General features: G+C 60.5%; 15 protein-coding genes. 2 read left to right on the forward strand and 13 right to left on the reverse strand.

Going from position 1 to position 20102, the window contains the following annotated elements; all coding sequences use genetic code 11:
- Nucleotides 1-13 precede the first annotated feature (13 nt).
- On the forward strand, nucleotides 14-1564 hold the full coding sequence (locus BBOU_RS08065; protein WP_026503198.1) for an ABC transporter substrate-binding protein: 1551 nt from the start codon (nucleotides 14-16) through the stop codon (nucleotides 1562-1564).
- A gap of 138 nt (nucleotides 1565-1702) precedes the next feature.
- Nucleotides 1703-4486, forward strand: coding sequence for a valine--tRNA ligase (gene valS / locus BBOU_RS08070; protein WP_026503199.1), 2784 nt, complete (start codon nucleotides 1703-1705; stop codon nucleotides 4484-4486).
- Between the two features lie 167 nt (nucleotides 4487-4653).
- Here valS and BBOU_RS08940 read toward each other — a convergent pair whose 3' ends face one another.
- The 13 genes from BBOU_RS08940 to BBOU_RS08135 all read right to left on the reverse strand — a co-directional run bounded on the left by BBOU_RS08940 (nucleotide 4654) and on the right by BBOU_RS08135 (nucleotide 20087).
- Entirely contained in the window at nucleotides 4654-6717 is a 2064-nt protein-coding gene (locus tag BBOU_RS08940; RefSeq protein WP_051616837.1) for a hypothetical protein, read from the reverse strand.
- A 104-nt stretch (nucleotides 6718-6821) separates the two neighbouring features.
- Complete coding sequence (locus tag BBOU_RS08080) at nucleotides 6822-7214, reverse strand: chorismate mutase (protein ID WP_026503200.1); 393 nt, start codon at nucleotides 7212-7214, stop codon at nucleotides 6822-6824.
- 133 nt (nucleotides 7215-7347) lie between these two features.
- The gene (gene rho / locus BBOU_RS08085; protein WP_026503201.1) at nucleotides 7348-9324 is read right to left on the reverse strand and encodes a transcription termination factor Rho; all 1977 of its coding nucleotides are present in this window, start codon (nucleotides 9322-9324) and stop codon (nucleotides 7348-7350) included.
- Between the two features lie 275 nt (nucleotides 9325-9599).
- Nucleotides 9600-11189 carry an NAD(P)/FAD-dependent oxidoreductase gene (locus BBOU_RS08090; protein WP_026503202.1) on the reverse strand — a complete coding sequence of 530 codons (1590 nt, stop codon included), beginning with the start codon at nucleotides 11187-11189 and terminating at the stop codon, nucleotides 9600-9602.
- A gap of 174 nt (nucleotides 11190-11363) precedes the next feature.
- Nucleotides 11364-11678 (reverse strand): DUF2469 domain-containing protein, encoded by a 315-nt coding sequence (locus BBOU_RS08095; protein ID WP_026503203.1) that lies wholly within the window; start codon nucleotides 11676-11678, stop codon nucleotides 11364-11366.
- Nucleotides 11675-12808, reverse strand: coding sequence for a GNAT family N-acetyltransferase (locus BBOU_RS08100; RefSeq protein ID WP_051616838.1), 1134 nt, complete (start codon nucleotides 12806-12808; stop codon nucleotides 11675-11677). Before BBOU_RS08100 ends, BBOU_RS08095 begins: the two co-directional genes overlap by 4 nt.
- A gap of 422 nt (nucleotides 12809-13230) precedes the next feature.
- Nucleotides 13231-14727, reverse strand: coding sequence for an Asp-tRNA(Asn)/Glu-tRNA(Gln) amidotransferase subunit GatB (gene gatB / locus BBOU_RS08105; protein ID WP_026503205.1), 1497 nt, complete (start codon nucleotides 14725-14727; stop codon nucleotides 13231-13233).
- A gap of 19 nt (nucleotides 14728-14746) precedes the next feature.
- A complete protein-coding gene (gene gatA / locus BBOU_RS08110; RefSeq protein WP_026503206.1) occupies nucleotides 14747-16279 on the reverse strand; it encodes an Asp-tRNA(Asn)/Glu-tRNA(Gln) amidotransferase subunit GatA in 1533 nt (510 codons plus the stop codon).
- Nucleotides 16279-16572: an Asp-tRNA(Asn)/Glu-tRNA(Gln) amidotransferase subunit GatC gene (gatC, locus tag BBOU_RS08115; protein WP_026503207.1), complete on the reverse strand. Its 294-nt coding sequence runs from the start codon at nucleotides 16570-16572 to the stop codon at nucleotides 16279-16281. The genes gatA and gatC overlap by 1 nt, the downstream gene beginning before the upstream one ends.
- A gap of 209 nt (nucleotides 16573-16781) precedes the next feature.
- On the reverse strand, nucleotides 16782-16991 hold the full coding sequence (locus BBOU_RS08120; RefSeq protein ID WP_026503208.1) for a hypothetical protein: 210 nt from the start codon (nucleotides 16989-16991) through the stop codon (nucleotides 16782-16784).
- Nucleotides 16992-17025: 34 nt separating this feature from the next.
- Nucleotides 17026-17907 carry a TrmH family RNA methyltransferase gene (locus BBOU_RS08125; protein ID WP_026503209.1) on the reverse strand — a complete coding sequence of 294 codons (882 nt, stop codon included), beginning with the start codon at nucleotides 17905-17907 and terminating at the stop codon, nucleotides 17026-17028.
- Nucleotides 17908-18007: 100 nt separating this feature from the next.
- Nucleotides 18008-18706 (reverse strand): type I phosphoribosyltransferase, encoded by a 699-nt coding sequence (locus BBOU_RS08130; protein WP_026503210.1) that lies wholly within the window; start codon nucleotides 18704-18706, stop codon nucleotides 18008-18010.
- Between the two features lie 34 nt (nucleotides 18707-18740).
- Complete coding sequence (locus BBOU_RS08135; RefSeq protein ID WP_026503211.1) at nucleotides 18741-20087, reverse strand: DNA recombination protein RmuC; 1347 nt, start codon at nucleotides 20085-20087, stop codon at nucleotides 18741-18743.
- Nucleotides 20088-20102 lie beyond the last annotated feature (15 nt).

Here is a 20102-nt window from a genome sequence, read left to right on the forward strand (position 1 = left end):
GTAGACTCGAAGTATGACGAAGAAGAAGCATGGCGAGCTAAAACGTTGGGCGGCATTCCTTGCCATTGTGGCCGCCCTGTTTTCGCTCATCATGCTCGGCAAATCCGTCGCCCAGCGCAGCGGCGTACTCGAATCCACCGGGCTGATCGGATCAGGCCCATCCATTGACGTCGGTCTGCTCAACGCCCCAGCATCACTGGACATCCGCACCGAACCAGGCACGGCCATCGAACAGGCCCTGATCGGTAACGTCTACGAAACGCTCATCGGACGCGACCAGAACAACAGGCTCATCCCCGCGCTCGCCGACAGTTGGACGACCTCACAAGACGGCCTCACCGTCACCCTGCATTTGCGCGGCAACGTGACCTTTTCCAATGGCGATACGCTCGACGGCGAGGATGTCGTCTGGTCACTCAAACAGATCATCAGCGGCACATACGTGGGACATGAGCGGTTGAACGCCATCGCCGCCGTTGACAGCGACCGTGCGAACCGCGTCACCTTGACACTACGACAGCCGGATGCAACCCTGCTGCGCGCACTGTCCGGCCGCGCGGGCATCGTCTACGACCGGAACGCGAACATCGATTATGCAACGCAGGCGCTTGGTTCCGGCCCGTTCACCGTCGGCGCCTACCGCAAGGGGTCGAATATCACGCTCAAACGCAACGCCCACTATTGGGGCGCCCGCAAGGCAGCCAGCAATCAGGTCATGCTGCATTACTATCCCAATGAGTCAACGCTGATGAATGCTGCCGCCAGCAACGAAGTGGTTATGGCGCTGCCGCTTGAACACACAAGTCTGACTGATATCACCAAGAAAACAGGATTGAAAGCGGTCCAAGGTTCCAGCACGTCGAAAGTGATGCTTGTATTCAATTGCGGCACGGAATCCCCGATGTCCGACCTGCGCACCCGGCAGTCGTTCCGCTATCTGATCGACACTGCGGCGATCGCATCCTCGGCCACGGACGCGAAGCAGGCGCTCGGCGGGCCAATCGGGCCATTGGAACCCGGGTATGAGGACTTGACGGGGGTTTACCCGCATGATCAGGCGAAGGCCGCGCAGATGCTCACCTATTATTCGACCCGGTATTTCGGCGATCTGACGTTCCTGGTACCGCAGGAATACCAGACGCTTGGCGAGCAGTTGAACGAGTATCTCAAACAAGGCACTTCGACGCTGACGGCCATCAATCCGGATATGCAGGTGGTCGATGACGCGACACTCAACCAGCGGCTGGCCAGCGGCGATTTCAAGCTTGCGATCATGACCGTCAGCGGCACGGATAATGTGGACCTGTTCAACGGTGTGAACAACACGTTGCAATATCAGAACGGCAATGCGCAAGAAGCGTACCGTAACGCCGCCACCGCGACGACAAGCGACGCTTACGCCAACGGGATGAAACAGTTCGCGTCCATGGTCAGCCAGGATGCGGCCGCGGCATGGTTGTACGAGCGGGGCATCAACATGGCGGTCAGCGGCAGGCTGCACGGCTACCCGGTCAACATGACCGACGAGCTGCTGCCGCTCAAAGACGTGACGCTCGAAAAGTAATCCGGTGACGGTTCAGCCAAGCGCTGGCACAGCCACGGGTGCGCATTATCGTCTTCTTGCCGGATGCCCCGACCACGGCCCGGAAGTGCCGCAAAGTCCGCTTCCCCGTTGTCATAAACGCTCCCTAAACTAGCGGTTATGACTGATCAGGACAATACCATCACCGCGAACCTGACCCCGCTGCCTGACAAGGTGGGCGTCGACGGGCTCGAAGACAAGTGGCGCAAGACGTGGGATGAATCCGGCGTCTACAAATTCCGCAACACCCGCGACCGCAAGGCCGTCTATTCGATCGACACCCCGCCGCCCACCGTGTCCGGGCATCTGCATGTCGGCCACGTGTTCTCCTACACGCACACCGATATCATCGCCCGGTTCAAGCGCATGCAAGGCTTTGACGTCTTCTATCCGATGGGCTGGGATGACAACGGCCTGCCGACCGAGCGCCGCGTACAGAACTATTACGGCGTGCGCGTGGACACGTCCCTGAAGTACGATCCTGATTTCAAACCGCCGTTCGAAGGCACTGACGGCAAGAAGATCAACGCGAAGGACCAGGTGCCGGTCAGCCGCAAGAACTTCATCGAATTGTGTGAGCGTCTCACCAAGGAAGACGAGAAGCAGTTCGAGGAGCTGTGGCGTTCGCTCGGCCTGTCGATCGATTGGTCGCAGACCTACCACACGATCGGCGAGCATCCGCAGCGCGTAGCGCAGAAAGCGTTCCTGCGCAATCTTGCACGCGGCGAGGCCTATCAGAAGGACGCTCCTGGCTTGTGGGACGTGACCTTCCAGACCGCAGTCGCCCAAGCTGAGCTGGAAAGCCGCGAATATCCCGGCTTCTACCACAAGATTGCGTTCCGTTTCGAAGATGGCACGCCGATTTACATCGAAACCACCCGTCCGGAACTGCTCGCCGCGTGCGGCGCGTTGATTGCCAACCCGGACGACGACCGGTACAAGCAGTATTTCGGCCAGTATGTCTACTCCCCGCTGTTCAAGGTCAAGGTGCCGATTCTCGCGCATCCGGCCGCCGAAATGGACAAGGGCGCGGGCATCGCGATGTGCTGCACCTTCGGCGATGTGACCGACGTCGAATGGTGGCGTGACCTGAAGCTGCCGACCCGCCCGATCATCCAGCGCAACGGCCGCATCATCATGAGCGTGCCGGATTGGATCGAGGACCCGCAAGGCCGTGCGATCTTCGAGGAGACCGAGGGCAAGACCACGTTCTCCGCCCGCAAGATCATCGTCGACCACCTGCGTGAATCCGGTGATATGGACGGCGAGCCGAAGCCCACCACCCGTATGACGAACTTCTACGAGAAGGGCGACAAGCCGCTCGAAATCGTCACTTCCCGCCAGTGGTATCTGAAGAACGGCGGCACGGACAAGAAACTCAACGCCGAACTCATCGAGCGCGGCAACGAGCTGAACTTCCACCCGGACTTCATGCACGTGCGTTACGACAACTGGGTCAATGGGCTTAACGGCGACTGGCTGATCTCCCGCCAGCGCTTCTTCGGTGTGCCGTTCCCACTGTGGTATCCGCTCGACGCCAACGGCGAGCCGGATTATGAGCATCCGCTCACCCCGCGTGAAGACCAGCTGCCGATCGACCCGACCAACGATGTGCCGGAAGGTTACGACGAGTCCCAGCGCGACCAGCCGAACGGCTTCACCGCTGAGAAGGACATCATGGACACGTGGGCGACATCGTCGTTGACACCGCAAATCGTGACCCACTGGGCGGAGCCCGGCGAGGAGAACGAGGCGCTGTTCAAGGCGACCTTCCCGATGGATTTGCGTCCGCAGGGCCAGGACATCATCCGCACTTGGCTGTTCAGCTCCATCGATCGCGCGCATCTCGAAAACCACTGCCTGCCGTGGGCGAACGCCACCCTGTCCGGCTGGATTCTCGACCCCGATCACAAGAAGATGTCGAAGTCCAAGGGCAATGTCGTCGTGCCGAACAAGCCGATCAAGCAGTTCGGTGCAGACGCCGTGCGCTACTGGGCCGCTTCCGCGCGACTCGGTTTGGACGCCACGTATGACGAGGGCCAGATGAAGATCGGCCGCCGTCTGGCCATCAAGCTGCTCAACGCCACCAAGTTCGCGCTGGCCATCGGCCGCGAGGACGAGAACCATCATGTCGGCTCCCCTGCCGTCGCACAGTGGAATCCGGCTGATGTGACCGAGCCGCTGGATCGTGCGGTCATGGCGAAGATGGCGCTCGTGATCCGTCAGGCGACGAATGCGCTGAACGCCTATGAGCATTCGAAGGCGCTCGAAGTCATCGAAAGCTTCTTCTGGCAATTCTGCGACGATTACATCGAACTGGTGAAGAACCGCGCCTACGGCACGGCCGATTCGACCGGCAAAACCCCGAGCGAGGCGGCGGTCAAGTCCGCGCGCACCACGCTGGGACTCGGCTTGGACACCTTCGCCCGTCTGCTGGCCCCGTACCTGCCGTACGCGACCGAAGAAGTGTGGTCTTGGATGCACGAGGGCGAGGGTTCGGTGCACCGTGCCGCATGGCCGAAGCCGGAACCGTACGAGCAGGCCGCGTTCAAGGTCTCCCCGGACGTGCTGACGTATGCCGGTGAGGCGCTGGCTTCGTTGCGTAAGATCAAGTCCGAGGCGAAGGTCTCGATGAAGACGCCGATTCTGTCTGTCACGCTTGACGCGGTGGATGATGCGGCCGATTCCATCAAGGCCACGCTTGGCGATATCGCCGAGGCGGGACGCGTCGTCGGCAATATCACGCTGGTTCGTGCCGGCGCCGCCATCAAGGCTGTCAAGCAAACCGCTGCAGCTGCCAAGAACGCTATCGAAGATGCGAAGAATGAGGCTGACGCCGCGGTCTCCGTCATCGTCGAAAACAGCGAGCTCGGCGAGCCGCCGGCCAAGAAGCCGCGCAAGTAAGCGCTGGCTCTTCCCCAATACCCCACAATCTGGTGACGCTGAGCTCCCGCCCGGCGCCACCAGATTGTTTTTCTGCACAAACCAGCTACGGTAGACCGGCTCCTGGCGTCACCAGTTTGGGCAATTCACAGACCGGTGACGGTTACTGATGGATGGGGTTTGACAGATCACAGTTTATCGGTGACCATGAGGAAGCGGGCGCCGGCAGTGTGCGTGTTGACCGGGGTGACGACGTCCCGCGATACACCTTCGCGTCCGATACGCGAGGCCTCGAGAGCCCCCACTGAAGACTGCGCGTCAATGGGAGCCGCAACCTTGGCTTTGGCGGCGCGCGCCTCATCAATCGCCCGCGTCAACGCAGACGATGCAGACGCCTCGTCAGGCGCCAGCGTATCCACGGCATTCCTGATGATGTCGGCGGCAGTCTCCACGGCAACCACATCGTCCACTGTTCCCGACATATCCGATTCAAGGCCGCGCACCCGCCCTGACAGGCCATATAACAAACGCTCCGAGGCAACAGGTGCGACAAACGTCGTGGTATGCGTACCAGCAGCGGAATTTGCCCTGCCAGCAGAACCGGTGCCGGCACGATGCTCCGCAGCATTATCGGCATCATCGGCGGCGCCTCCGACGCGCGACTGCGAGACATAGGATGTCAAACCGGTCGCCGACACCGTCTTCCAATCCGCCGCCGCGCTTTTTGATGCCTCGGACGCATCACCGGTGCCGGATTTGGCGACCAGCGCGGCCAAAGTGAGCAGCATCTTGCCCTGCCCTTCACTGGCTTTCGCCGCCGCCATCGTATCCAGGGCCGCCTGGACCTTCTGATTGTCGGTTTTGAGGTTCTTATTCGAGGTGAATTCGTCGTTCGTCTGCTCAATCGCCTGCTGCGCGTACGTGGACGCGCCAGACGCCGTACCCCCGGTCATCTTGCTCAGATGGCGTGTATACGCGTCGGTATAGGCCATCGAAAACGGGATCATCGCATCGTGCATCATCTTCTGGCCGGTCTTGAAATCCTTGGCTGCGCGCGAGGTCTGCGAAGCCGCCTGTCGCTTGAGATCCGCCGCCAAACCTGTCGTCCCGCGCAGTTCGATCTGCCGAATGGTGTCATCAATCGCGTCTGCGGCACCCTGATGGGATCGGGCGGCGCTACGGTCATTGGTCGCATTGGAAATATTCGCAACAGCCCGTGCCACCGGCGTGTCGCTGTTCAGCTCGCCAGCCGTGCCCAGAAGCGCGCTCATCTGCGTACTGTCTCCGATAGAACCGCTCAGATGCCCGGTGTACGAGGTCACATACGCGGCCATGTAATCGTGGAAGGCCTGCTGGTAAGCCGGGTCCGCAGCGGCGATGGCGTGTTTCGCCTTGTCGCGTTCCCCATCGCGCATAGACTTGAGCCGGTTGAGCAGTTTCGTGTCATGTTTGCCGCCGCCGATGGCGATATCTGACAAATTCCCGGCCCGCATGGCGAGCGCGGTCATAGAACGGCTGAATTCTGCGGTATCTGAAGCCTCCACCGCGGCTACCGCCAACGGGCTCATCGAACAGTGCTTCGCAGTGAAGAAGAAGTCGAAGGATATGGTGCGGGCGGGTCTGCCGACTGCGATAACCAGCATATCCGTGCCTTTTTGGGTGACGAGTGTGCCGCTGCTGCCTGTGACCGCACCGGTGACTTTGGTCGGCACCGTGAACGCGATGATCGGGATTGTGGTTCTGGCGTAATCCGTGTCGGCAAGCGAATTCGGAGACACGGTCACGTGCAGGCCGACCAGGCCATTCGCTCCGCTGATTGCCGACGAATCGACATTCGGCCCGTTGAGGCTGTACTGTACGTGTACCGCCCATGGCATCGCTTTGAGACCGCTGCTGACCTTGGTCAGGGTATTGGTCGACGTGCCCGCGGCGTGTTCCCCCTTGCCCACGGTTTCAGCGACAGGCGCGCCTGCGCGGGTGACCCCGTAATCGATAACCATGCCTGACTGGTCGATCTGGAAATCGTTGGCGATATACAGTTCGCCGGAAATCGTCCCCTCGTGCAGAATACCGAACACATCCTGTGTTTTCGTGGCCACGGCGGTTCCGGAAGCATACTCTGTCTGGCGAGCGGGAGCGGCCCCTCCTGCCGCCGCAGCGAACATCATCGCGCATGATACCGTGATGCCGCATACTCTGGCGGCGATCCGTCCCGGATGCCTTCCACGCTTGGTACCGTGGGTCACCATCATCAGTGTCGTATTCTCCTTGATTCCATGTCTATCGTCTCCGGCTCACACCTCCGATCCGCGGCCGGATGCTGCGGCTTGGCACAATCGCCGCGCCACGCCCGTGCTCATGCGAAAATGTCAAGCACGCCGGGGTCTCCACCCGCGTCAGCGATACGCTGATGCCGTTTCTTGGCTTCCGTAACCACAAACTCCCGGTACATTTCCGCAATCTGCGGGTCAAGGCCAGCCTGTTCAGCCACCTGATGCAACCGCTTGATTTGCGCGTCCTCACGTTTCCAATCCGCCGGTGCAAAACCTGCCTGCGCTTTGAGCACGCCGACTTCTGACGTGCATTTGAACCGTTCCGCAAGCAGCGAGACGATAGCCGTGTCCACATTGTCAATGGACTGGCGCAACTCCTTGATTTTCCGTACCGCCTGCGCAACTTCCGGGTGCTCCTGCGCTTGGGCGGAGTCAATGGTCGTATCCTGCCAATCACCATGTTCGGAATCGTTCATACGCTCCAGATTATCAGTCTTGCCTTACCAACGTGGGGATTCACCGTCTCATACGAGAATGGCGGACCGCCAGCAGCGATCCGCCATGATGTCATCGTCAGCGTCCGAACCGGTCGGCACGCCTCTGGTTCCGTCAGTTCGAGGAGGATGATGATCCCGCACCCGACTGCTGTACCAGCGCCTTCAGGAAATCGCGGTTGCTCGGCGTCTTCTTGAGCCGCGGTACGAGCGCCTGATATGCCTGCTCGGGTTCAAGCCCGCCGAACAGTCGACGCAGACGGTAGATGATCGGCAGCTCCAGCGGCGGAGTAATCAGCTCCTCGCGACGGGTGCCGGACGCATTGATGTCCACAGCCGGGAACATGCGCTTGTCCGCCAGGTCGCGGCTCAACCGCAGTTCCATATTGCCGGTGCCCTTGAACTCTTCGAAAATCACTTCGTCCATCTTCGAACCGGTTTCCACCAGTGCGGTCGAAATGATGGTGAGCGAACCACCGTTTTCGATATTGCGTGCCGCACCGAAGAACTTCTTCGGCGGGTACAACGCCTGCGCATCCACACCGCCGGACAGGATACGCCCGGATGCCGGGGCGGCGATATTGTAGGCGCGCGCCAAACGGGTCATCGAATCCAGCAGCACGACCACATCCTGACCGAGCTCGACCAGACGCTTCGCGCGTTCAATCGCCAGTTCGGCGACCATCGTATGGTCGGAAGCCGGACGGTCAAAGGTCGAGGAAATCACTTCACCTTGCACGGTGCGTTCCATATCCGTGACCTCTTCCGGACGCTCGTCCACGAGCACGACCATAAGATGGACTTCCGGATTATTCACGGTAATCGCGTTCGCGATAGCCTGCAACGTGATGGTCTTACCAGCCTTCGGCGGGGAAACGATCAAGCCACGCTGACCTTTGCCGATCGGGGCGACCAGATCAATGATTCGCCCAATCAGCTTGTTCGGCGTGGTTTCCTGACGCAACCGCTCCTGCGGGTACAGCGGAGTAAGCTTGGCGAATTGCGGACGGTTCGCAGCCTCATCAATGCTCATGCCGTTGACGCTGTTAATCGCCTGAAGCGGCACGAACTTCTGACGCTGGGTGCGACGCTCGCCTTCACGCGGCGTACGAATCGTGCCCTGCACGGCATCGCCCTTACGCAGGCCATACTTCTTGACCTGTCCCATAGAAACATACACGTCGTTGGGACCGGGAAGATATCCGGACGTACGGATGAACGCGTACGAGTCCAGCACGTCGACAATACCGGCGACCGGGACGAGATCATCCGACTGGTCCTGTTCGCCGCGGCGATCATCATAATCACGACCGCCGCGCATACGACGGTTATTGCGCCGGTCGTTGCGATCATTACGGTCGGCGTGGTCACGTTCACCGCGGTCGTTACGGTCGTTACGATCATTACGATCGTTGCGATCCGCACGTTCGACACGATCACGCTCGACGCGTCCGGCACCACGACGATGGCCGAAAGCACGCTCGTCACCGGCATGCTCCTCGTTCTTCTGCGCCGGCAGGCTTGCCAGAATGTCATCCAGGTCGCGCACCGCTTCTTCCTCACGTTCCTCGACACTGGAATCGGCACGACCACCACGACGGTGCACGCCGCCACGGTCAACACCACGACGACGCATCCGCGGACTTTCACCGCCATCAAGATCAAGCTGGGCGAGCACTTCGTCTGCTGCGGCTTCCTCGGAAGCGCCACGACGGCGGGCGCGACGCTCATGCACGCGAGGCATCTGCAATTCACCCTCCATCGGAGAAATCGCCTCAGTGTGAGCGACAGGCACACGCACCGGTTCGCTTTGCGTCTGCTTCTCGGATTTCGCAGACTTCACCGGTGCGGCAGACGGCTTGTTCTCCGTCTCCGATGATGATTCGCGCACAGCAGGCACCGGTGCCTCGGTTTTCTTCACTGTTTTCGGTACACGCACGGTCACGCCGGCAGGCGCCTCCCCTCCGCTGCGAGCCGCCTGCAACGTTGCGAGCAGCTGGGGCTTACGCATGGTCGATGTGCCGCGAAGACCCATCTGCTTGGCAAGCTCCCTGAGCTCAGGCAGCTTCATATCCTCAAGATTTTGGCTCATTGCCTAATGTTGCCTTTCCTTGGCTTCTACCGACACTACGCCGGCGAGCTGTATGACAAGATGCGGAAAACACCCGCGATGAACGCCTGATTATCACGGTTTTGAAAACCTTATCAGACGTTCCTCACTGTACAACGGAGGCCTGACCGATGCAACACGCCGCCCACAATACGGCAGTACCGGCACCGCTTGGCATGCGCTTGCCATCATGCCTGCAACAACAGCGACGGCCCGCCATCCACTTTGGGATGGCGGGCCGTCGCAACCGGAAGCTGCTACTTCTTCTCGTGATAGGACTTATCGGTGTTCACCGACCACACGTTACGCTTCGACGTCTTGCCGGACTTGATATTGCCGACAGCCTCAATCGCCGTAGCCATCGAATGGTCCATATTGTTGTACCGGTGCTGGCCGTTGCGACCCACGCAATACAGGTTGCCGAAGGAGTCAAGATATTCAATCAAATCAGGCATCTGGGCGTATGTATCGAAATACGCCGGATACGCTTTCTTGACACGCTCACGATGCGCGTCAAGCACGTCCTGCGGACCGTTGATCACGCGCATGCGGGTCATTTCCTCGATGGCGAACTTCTTGGCTTCCTCTTCGGACATGTTCCAGAAGTCGTCGCCTTCCTTGCAGAAGTATTCGAGGCCGATCCACACCGTGTCGTCGACATCCTTGACCAGGTACGGGCTCCAGTTGTTGAACACCTGGATACGGCCGACCTTATAGCCCGGATCCTGCACGTAAATCCAGCAATCCGGCACAATCGGCGGGTTGCCGAGCGTTGGGATGTCGGTCGTGTTTCTCAAACGAAGATGCTTGACCAGCAAGCCGACCGTCACAAAGTCACGGTACGGCAGGCCCTCGGCCACGGCGGTCATATCCTTGGGAGCGGGAGTGTCCGACGCGTCAATCGCCTCGACCAGATCCTTGACCGGCATGGATGAGATGAACTGATCCGCAGCCAGCTCGGTACGCTCACCGGCGGCGTTCTGATACACCACGGAGGAGATATGCCCCTCCTGCTGGCGGACTTCCACGACCTTCGCATCCGTAACCACCTTGACACCGGCGTTCTCGCACCGGCGTTCCACGGTTTCCCACAGCTGACCCGGACCGTACTTCGGATACCAGAATTCCTCAATCAGGGAGGTTTCGACCTCTTGGTTGCTGCGCTTCTTCGGCAGCAGTTTCTGGAACGCGTTCTTCAGCACTTCAAGGATGCTCAGCCCCTTGACACGCTGTGCGCCCCAATCAGCGGAAATCTGGCTGGGGTGACGGCCCCACAGCTTCTCCGTATAGCCTTCGAAGAACATCGAATACAGTTTGCGGCCGAACCGGTTGATATAGAAGTTTTCCAGATTCGTTTCCGGCAGCTTGTGGAACACGGACTTCAAATAGCTGAACCCTGCCTGCATGGTGAGTTTGAAGCCCATCGCCTTCAGCGTGTTCGGCGACAAGGAAATCGGGTAATCGAAGAAATGATGGTTCCAGAAGATACGGGAAACACGGTGACGTTTGAGCATCACTTCGTCGGTGGTCTCAGGATCCGGTCCGCCGGGCTCCAGGTCATGGTGACGGCCGAGCTTCTTGTCATCATAGGAGGGGGCGCCTTGCAGCGGCAGCACATCCTTCCACCAATCCATGATGCGGTCATCCTTGGAGAAGAAGCGATGACCGCCAATATCCATGCGGTTGCCGTTATGCTTCACGGTACGTGAGATACCGCCGAATTCGCGGGTCTCCTCAAGCACGGTCACGTCGTACTGCTCGGCGCCGCCTTCCTTCACCAGTTCCCACGCGGCAGTAAGACCCGCGGGGCCACCGCCGATAATCACGACGGACTGTTTGTGTGCCACAATGACCTCCTGAACAATACAACAAATCGGTGAAACTCTACACGCTTCAGCGCATCATGAACACCAAAGCAAACAAACATACACGAATAAACCGCAAGCCATGCTATCACCCAGCCCGCCCACCGTACCGACGTATCCGTACCGACGTATCACGGTACGGTGGGCGGCGGAGCGTCATGTCAGGGAATCAGGGATATCAATATCGGTTTTCTGCACCTCTTCGACATTGACATCCTTAAACGTGACGATACGCACGCTTTTGACGAACCGGGAGGAACGGTAGACATCCCACACCCACGCATCCGTCAGCTGCACGTCGAAATACACGTCCTGTCCGGCGGAACGCACGTTGAAATCAACCTTATTCGCCAGGTAGAAGCGGCGCTCCGTCTCCACCACGTAGGTGAACAGTTTGATGACGTCACGGTATTCCTTGTACAAGGCCAGTTCGGCGTCGGTCTCATAGTTGTCAAGATCTTCCGCACTCATACGTTACCTTCCGTCCTGCGTTCACGTTTGCGTCCGATAGTACGCCACCACGCCTGCTTCGACGGCTGACGGTCATGCGAACTGTGCGGCCAATGCTCTTCACCTTCAAGGGTGTGATGGCTTTGCTTGCCTGACTGATCGGCGTCTTCGGCGGCTATACTTGCCGCCAGTGCGGCAACAGGCGACAGATCCGCTTGCACGGCCGCGTCAGCAGTGACGACATGCGCAGATTGGGGTTCTTGAGGTTGTACGACAGGCTCACTCCCAGGCGTTTGAACGGTGTCACCCGCAGCCGGCGTACCGGCATCATCGGCAGAATGCGCATGCTGGCGGATTGCCAGCGAGTGTTCACGCGCACTCAACGCCTCTTTGACACCTGGATTGTCTTCGAACACGTGCATGCCGAACACTTCAAGCGAATGAATCGGGTCATACTCGTCGGTGAGCATATCCATGACGATGAGATCCTGATACTTATTGTTTTCGGCATCCCACAATGCGTCACGCGACGTGCCGGACGGGATGAACCCGAGCGACTGGTACACGGACAGTGAGCGCGTGTTCTTTTCCGGCACCGCAACCCAGATGCGATGCATGCCCAAGCCTGCCGGGCGAGGCGCGAAACCGAACGTCATGACGCGTGGCATCGCGTCACGTGAGTAGCCGCGGCCACGGTAATCCTTGCCGAGCACCACTTGGATGCGTGCGGAACGCGACCATCCGTCAATATCGATGAGGAAAATCATGCCGATGACATTGTTGGTCGCCTCAGCGTCGACGACACCATCGCCATCACGGTCGGCGTCGGTGAGAATCGCCCATGCGATAGTCGGACGGGATTCGGGGTCGCCGACACCGGGTTCAGCAGACGCACGTCCTTCGGACCATGCGACCGAGCGACGCACCCATGCGTTGACGGCGGCGCGTTCGGATGCTCGATCCTTGCCGGTGATGCCGGATGCGTTGTAAAACGCGTCGAGCTGGTCAAGACGTTCCAAATCGTCAAGCACCGCCGGACGCAGATGCACCATTTCGCCGCGAATCGATGGAATAGTGATCCGGGGCGGCAATACGCGGCGTTCATCGCCGTCTGCTGCGCTGCCCACCACAGACTCAGTTTGTTCAGACATTCGCTTTCATCCTCATAAGCGGAACCAATACGGTCCTATTCTAGCGAGGTACGCAACAATTTGCAGGATTTGGGGTGAACCTGTACGGAACATGCGAATACATGCCCCTCGCGATGCCCCCAAACGCGCCATGCCCCCGGTCCGCACCTTCTGCCGACGCTCAGAAGTGTCCCAGCGTCGGCAAAAGCAAAAGCTCAACCTTCTGCCAACACTGAGGGAAGCGCAAGCGTCGGCAGAAGCAGAGACAAAACCCACTACCGACGCTCACCCGTCAGTCAGCGTCGGCAGAAGCAGAGAGGGGTCGGCGGGTACACGACAGCCCCACAGAGTGTTGGCTCTGTGGGGCTGTCTTTGGTGATGTCAAGCGGCTGCACAACCATGCTCATTCAACACGCTCAGCGCGGTCGCTCAACCCGATCCGCTCAGTGCAGCTTCTTCATGACCAGCCCGCTGACCGCCTTGGCGTCAGCCTGGCCCTTCGTCGCACGCATCACGGCGCCGATGATCGCACCCATCGGCTTCATATTGCCGCTCTTGAGCTTCTCCACGATGTCCGGATTGTCGGCGAGCGCCTGGTCGACCGCGGCTTCGAGCGCGCCCGTATCTTGGACGACCTCGTAGCCGTGCTTCTTGACGACCTCGTCCGGAGTGCCTTCGCCGGCGAGCACGCCGGAAACGGTCTTCTTCGCGAGCTTGTCGTTGAGCTTGCCGGAAGCGATGAGCTTCTCGACTTCGGCGACATCGGCCGGGGTGATCGGCAGTTCCTCAAGCGAAACGCCCTGGGCGTTCGCTTCGCGGGACAGTTCGCCAAGCCACCACTTCTTCGCGCCGGAAGCGGACGCACCGGCCTTGACGGTGTCCTCGATCAGGTCGAGCGCGTCGGCGTTGATGACGTCACGCATCTCAAGATCGGAGAACTTCCATTCCTTCTGCAGGCGGTTGCGACGCTCACGCGGCATCTCAGGCATATCCTTGGCGATGCGCTCGATGTGCTCCTTGGTGATATGCAGCATCACCAGGTCGGGATCCGGGAAGTAGCGGTAATCGTCGGCATCGGTTTTGACACGACCGCCGGCAGTGGTCTGCGTGGCCTCGTCCCAGTGGCGGGTCTCCTGCAGCACTTCGCCACCGTCGGTCAAGAGCGCCGCCTGACGACGGATCTCGTAGACGATGGTCTTCTCGATGCCGCGGAAGGAGTTCACGTTCTTCGTTTCCGAACGCGTACCCAGCGGGTCGGTGGGCTTGTTGCGCAGCGACACGTTGACATCGGCACGCATGTTGCCCTGTTCCATACGGGCGTGGGAAATGCCCAGGGCGCGCACAATATCGCGCAAGGTGCGCATATACGCGCCTGCGATTTCGGCGGCGCGCTCGCCCGCGCCTTCGATCGGCTTGGTGACGATCTCAATCAGCGGGACACCGGCACGGTTGTAGTCGACCAGCGAATGGTCAGCACCTTCGATACGGCCGTCGGCACCGCCCACGTGGGTGTTCTTGCCGGCATCGTCCTCAATGTGCGCGCGTTCGATCGGCACGCGGAAAATCGAGCCGTCATCCAGTTCGACATCCAGGTAACCGTTGCCGTTGGTCGGCTTGTCATACTGCGAGATCTGGTAGTCACGCGGCATGTCCGGGTAGAAGTAGTTCTTGCGGGCGAACTGGCTCCATTCGGCGATTTCGCAATGCAGGGCGAGGCCCAGCTTGATGGCGAAATCGACCGCGGTCTCGTTGATCACCGGCAGGCTTCCCGGCAGGCCGAGGCTCACCGGGGTCAGCTGGGTGTTCGGTTCGCCGCCGAACTCGATATGCGCCGGGCAGAACAGTTTGGTGTTCGTGCACAGTTCGACGTGGGTCTCCAAGCCGATCACCGGGTCGAACCGCTTGACGGCTTCAGAGAATTTCATCAGTTTTTCAGCCATTTGTCTTCGTCCTCCGGTTTCAGGCGTTCAGCCACGGCGTGGCCATCTTCGTGAGGATATTACCGCCCCACTGCTCTTCCAAAGCCGCTTCAAGCGCGGCGGCAGGCTTGTACATGGCCTCGTCGTGGCGCTGCGGCGCGAAGAACTGGAAGCCGACCGGCATGCCGTTATCCGACAGGCCGCACGGGATGGACATGGCGGGCACGCCGGCCATGTTCGCAGGGATGGTCGCCACATCGCCCAAATACATGGACAGCGGGTCGCTGGTCTTCTCGCCGAAGTGGAAGGCGGTGCTCGGGGCGGTCGGGGACACGAGCACGTCAACCTGTTCGAAGGCCTTGTTGAAGTCGTCGATCACCAGGGTGCGCACCTTCTGCGCGGAACCGTACCAGGCGTCGTAGTAGCCGGCGGACAGCGCGTACGTGCCGAGGATGATACGGCGCTTGACTTCGTCGCCGAATCCGGCTTCACGCGTATAAGCCATCATGTTGGCGGAGGTCTGTGGCACGCCGGCCGGCGGCATGACGCGCAGGCCGTAGCGCATGCCATCGTAGCGGGCCAGATTGGAGCTGACTTCGGACGGCATGATGATGTAGTACGCGCTCAGCGAGTACGGCAGATGCGGAAGGCTGACTTCCTTGACTTCGGCGCCCATGGATTCCAGCAGCTTGACCGCTTCGTTGAACCGGGCGGCGACGCCGGCTTCGAAGCCTTCACCGCCGATTTCCTTGATCAGGCCGACGCGTACGCCCTTCAGGTCACGCTTCAAGCCTTCACGGGCCGCAGCGGCGACCGGCGGGACCGGGGCGGGGATGGACGTGGAATCACGGCGATCGTTGCCTCCGATAACCTCGTGCAGCAAAGCGGTGTCCAGTACAGTGCGGGCGCACGGGCCAATCTGGTCAAGCGAGGACGCCATGGCGATGGCGCCGTAGCGGCTCACACCACCGTACGTGGGCTTGACGCCCACGGTTCCGGTGAACGCGCCCGGCTGGCGGATGGAACCGCCAGTATCAGTGCCGAGGGCGAGCGGCGCCTCATAGGAACCGACCGCAGACGCGGAACCGCCGCCGGAACCGCCCGGCACGCGGGTCGCATCCCACGGGTTGTGGGTGTTGCCGAACGCGGAATGCTCGGTCGAAGAGCCTTGCGCGAACTCATCAAGGTTGGTCTTGCCGAGAATCGGCATGCCGGCAGCCTTGATCTTCTCGATAACCGTGGCATCGTACGGCGGCACCCAGCCTTCGAGAATCTTCGAGGCGGCGGTCGTGGGGATGCCCTTGGTGACGATCATGTCCTTGATCGCAATAGGTACGCCGGCAAGCTCCGGCAGGCCTTCCGTGTCGCCCGCGGCGAGCTTCTTGTCGAAGGCGTCAGCCTGAGCGAGCGCCTCCTTGCCGGAGACGTGCAGGAAGGCGTTGACCGTCGGCTCGGCGGCCTCGATGACATCAAGATGCGCTTGGGTCAATTCGCGGCTGGAGACTTCTTTGGAACGGATTTTCTCCGCCATCTGTGCGGCGGACAGTTTCACGAGTTCAGCGTTGCTCATCATCACTCTCCCAGGATCTGCGGGGCGACGAACATGCCCTGATCGGTCGCAGGGGCGCCGGCGAGCGCCTCCTCTTGCGTCAGCGGGGTCACGGCGACGTCGGGGCGCAGGTACGCCTCAAGCGGGACCGGGTTGGCGGTCGGCGGGACATCGTCCGTAGCCACCTTCTGGACTTCGTCAATCGCGTCGGCGACAGCGTTGAGTTCGCTCTGCATACGGGTGATTTCCTCATCCGTCAGGGCGATTCTGGCCAAATCGGCCAGATGCTCGATTTCTTCACGTGTGAATGTTGCCATGCCCTCCACTATATGAGCCGAGTGTGACGTAGGGGTGCATGTGGCGATGCAGGAAAACCTTCGCCGAATGAGCCGCGGGACGCCACTCGTACATACGCCAAGGGCCTTGTGCCGAAACCAGGGTATGGTTCCGACACAAGGCCCTGAGCGGCACTGTGCACACGTTCAATCTGCAGCCATGAACACCGGCATGCGATCACAACGCACAATCACAACGTGGCATCACACCGCCCGATCACACAGTCGTGTTTCGGCGCGAACGCACAATCACGATCACGCCTGCGGTGCCGAGCAGCGCCACCGGTGAGCGGCAGTTGCGCGATGCTGTGCACATTCTCGACAGTCAGCGAATTGCTGCCCTTGCTGTCCACGGCAGTCGGGGTGACCAGGCCATACGGGTCGGATGCTTCCCCGATCACCGGTATCGTGCTGCATCATAGTCTTCGTCTGGGTTTAGCGATGGACCGTCGCTGATGAGCCGCTTTCCGACGCTGCGCCCGGCCCATCGATCACCGCATGCTGGGCGACCCAGCTGTGCATCGCAACGGCCGCGGCGGCACCGGCATTGATTGAGCGGACCGAACCGAACTGGGAAATATACACGACATCGTCCGCTTGGTCGAGCGCCGCCTGGGACAGGCCGGGGCCTTCTGCGCCGAACAGCAGGAGGCAGCGTTCGGGGAATCGGTATCGTTCCATTGGTACAGCGCCGGGAAGAATATCAAGCGCGATGATTTTCGCGTGGTGTAGGGTGTCCAAGCGGTGCGCCGACTGGGTTTGCTGGCGCTGCTCGTCAGCGGACAACGGCCGATGCCGGCTTTGCGCACGGATGATGCGGGCGTTGACGCGGGCTTGTTCGGCGGCAATTTCACCGGCGATCCGATACCGCCAGGATGCTGCCAGTTCCCGGATGGACGGATGATAGTCGACATGCTGGTACAGTTCGGTCATCAGCGCGCCTTTGCGATTCCACTTGTGCGGGCCGACGATGTGGACGCGGGAGGCGCCGAACGCGTTGGCGCTGCGGACCGCGGAACCGATATTGAAATCGTGGGTCCAGTTTTCGACGGCGATTTCATACGGGTATCGGCTGCGGGCGTCAAGATCAGCTTTGATTGCCGCCACGGTCCAGTATCGGTAACGGTCAAGCACGTTGCGGCGGTCACCGTGGTCAAGGAGCTCGGTGTCATACCGGGCGTCGAAGGTCGGCGTGCCGGGGATGTCCGGCCGCGGCTCACCCGGGTGCTCTTCATTCCACGGACCGACACCGATTTCGCGGAATATCGGCTCGCCTGACTGTTGCACTTGCTTGGTGTATTCGCTTGGTTCGTGCACCTGTTGCCTGCCCTCGCTGTTCTGTCGCCGCCGTAGCGTACCGTCCGCTCCCTCCGTTCGCTGTACAGTGCGGGAAGTGCGGCGCGGGGTACGCGATGTATTATTCGGCTCTCAACTCACGTTCGTCAAACACCTGGATCAGCGGCAACGTGGTGTGTTCTGAGGTGACCGGGTTGATGACTTCGATATGCTGTCGCTCTCCGGCGACATGATCGGCATCGCCGACCCCGCCGATCAGTGAGGCGACGGCGATGACCTTGGCGCCCTCATGTTCGACGATGCTGAAATCGAGACTCAATTCATTGCCGTTGCGCAGAGTGACCAGCGAGGAAGTCTGTACGTACGATTTTTCGGACAGCCAGGCGTCCAACAGGATCACGCGTTTGCCGGCGATGGATGGGCCTTTTACGGACGGGTAGACGAAATCCATGACGAAACCGTCGAGGTCTTCTCCGCGTGAGGCGGCCGCAAGAATCACCGCGGATACCAGCGGGACAGCGGCGGCGGTCAGTGCGCCGACCGCGTCGAAATCATCGACCCCATAGCCTTGTTCTTCCAGAGCGTCGAGCAACACATGACCGACGGTCGCAGCGGTACGGTGGTCGAAAGCCACCGCATACAGCTCGCTGAAGGGTTTGCCGCTCACCGCCTGGGTGAGGACCTGCCGCAGCTGTTCACGCGGTTCGAGCATGGCGAATGATGCCGCGTCATGCGCAGCGGCGTTGCCGGCACTTGTCTCGGTGGCGCTGCCGGTGGATCCCGTGCGTCTGAACGTCTGGTTCTCGCTGTTCTCAGTCATACTGCTACTCTACCTACGCTTCCGTACGACGCCGTCAGCTTTCACTGCTGTCAGGTTGGACTTCGGGGGCGGTCAGTTCGCGGACATCGGCTTTGTCGGGTTCGATGGGCGTCACGGCGGCGATGACTTTGTTGCCGTCGATCTTCTGCAGTTTGCGGGCGGTGACCAACACACGTGATTCCAGCGAAGCGGCGAATTGGTTGTATGCGCCGACCGTTCTGGTGATGGCGGAACCGAGCTTGTTGGCTTTGTCTCCGAGTGTGGAGAAACGCTCATACAGCTCGCGGGACAGGTCGAACAGCTCTTTGGCGTCATCCGTCAGGCTTTGCTGCTGCCAGGCGAAGGCGACCGATTTCAGCACCGCCCACAGCGTAACCGGTGAGGTCAATGCGACTTTCTGCGCGAACGCGTCGTCGAGTAGGGTCGGGTCCGCTTGCAACGCGGCTTGAAGTAGGGACTCGTTGGGAATGAAGGCGATTACGAAATCCGGCGTGGTGTCAAAAGCGTTCCAATAGGCTTTGTTGCCCAGTGTTTTGACATGCTCGCGCAGCGCTTTGGCGTGAGCCTGCAACAGCTGATCTCGGCGAGCAAGCTCCTCCGAGGATGCGGTGTCGGGGATGGCGCAAGCACGCTGGTAATCCGCGTAGGGGACTTTCGCATCGATCGGGATGCTTTTGTTGCCCGGCAGGTGAATCACCATGTCCGGACGCTGCGTGGAGCCGTCCGCCCCGTCCACCACGACCTGTGTATCGAAGTCGACGTGCTCGAGCAGGCCAGCGGACTCCACAATATTGCGCAGCTGTGCCTCGCCCCAGGCGCCTCGCACCTTGTTGTCACGCAATGCGGCGGACAGGGAGCTGGTTTCTTTGTCGAGCCGCGCCTGCTGGTCACCCAACCCCTTGAGCTGCTCGCCGAGCGCCCCCATCTCGCGTTTGCGGCCTTCTTCGATATCGGCGACCTTTTGCTGCAACGCATCGAGATTCTTCTGCACGGGAGCAAGCGCGGAGAGCACTTTGCTTTGCTCGGTCAGGTTTTTCGCCTGCTCTTGGCGTTTGCGGTCCTCTTCGGTCTGGGCTCGCTCACGCTCACGCTGGATGCGGATCTGCTCGGCCTGTTGAGCTTGGGACAGCTGGGATTTCACGAATTGCAGCTGTTCTTGCAGACCGCCGATTTGTGCACGATACTGTGCTACCTGTGCTGTGAGCTCGCCGATCTGCACGCGCGCGGATTCAACGTCGCCGCGGGCGGCGTCGAGCTCCTGCCGGTTCGCCCCACGGGCGTCCTGCTGTCCTTTGCTGCGGCCTATCATGAACCCCGCCACGGCCCCCAGAACCGCGACGACGATGACCAGCGCCAGTACCTCAACCACATTATCGAACATATGTTCTAGTCAACA

This window comes from Bifidobacterium boum, from assembly GCF_000741535.1.
Taxonomy (GTDB): Bacteria; Actinomycetota; Actinomycetes; order Actinomycetales; family Bifidobacteriaceae; genus Bifidobacterium; species Bifidobacterium boum.

Coding starts and splice junctions, on each gene's coding strand:
- BBOU_RS08065 (WP_026503198.1), top strand. CDS start 14: ATGACGAAGAAGAAGCATGGCGAGCTAAAACGTTGGGCGGCATTCCTT.
- BBOU_RS08135 (WP_026503211.1), bottom strand. CDS start 20,087: ATGTTCGATAATGTGGTTGAGGTACTGGCGCTGGTCATCGTCGTCGCG.
- BBOU_RS08940 (WP_051616837.1), bottom strand. CDS start 6,717: ATGATGGTGACCCACGGTACCAAGCGTGGAAGGCATCCGGGACGGATC.
- BBOU_RS08130 (WP_026503210.1), bottom strand. CDS start 18,706: ATGACTGAGAACAGCGAGAACCAGACGTTCAGACGCACGGGATCCACC.
- gatB (WP_026503205.1), bottom strand. CDS start 14,727: ATGGCTGAAAAACTGATGAAATTCTCTGAAGCCGTCAAGCGGTTCGAC.
- gatC (WP_026503207.1), bottom strand. CDS start 16,572: ATGGCAACATTCACACGTGAAGAAATCGAGCATCTGGCCGATTTGGCC.
- BBOU_RS08095 (WP_026503203.1), bottom strand. CDS start 11,678: ATGAGTGCGGAAGATCTTGACAACTATGAGACCGACGCCGAACTGGCC.
- gatA (WP_026503206.1), bottom strand. CDS start 16,279: ATGATGAGCAACGCTGAACTCGTGAAACTGTCCGCCGCACAGATGGCG.
- BBOU_RS08080 (WP_026503200.1), bottom strand. CDS start 7,214: ATGAACGATTCCGAACATGGTGATTGGCAGGATACGACCATTGACTCC.
- BBOU_RS08100 (WP_051616838.1), bottom strand. CDS start 12,808: ATGTCTGAACAAACTGAGTCTGTGGTGGGCAGCGCAGCAGACGGCGAT.
- valS (WP_026503199.1), top strand. CDS start 1,703: ATGACTGATCAGGACAATACCATCACCGCGAACCTGACCCCGCTGCCT.
- rho (WP_026503201.1), bottom strand. CDS start 9,324: ATGAGCCAAAATCTTGAGGATATGAAGCTGCCTGAGCTCAGGGAGCTT.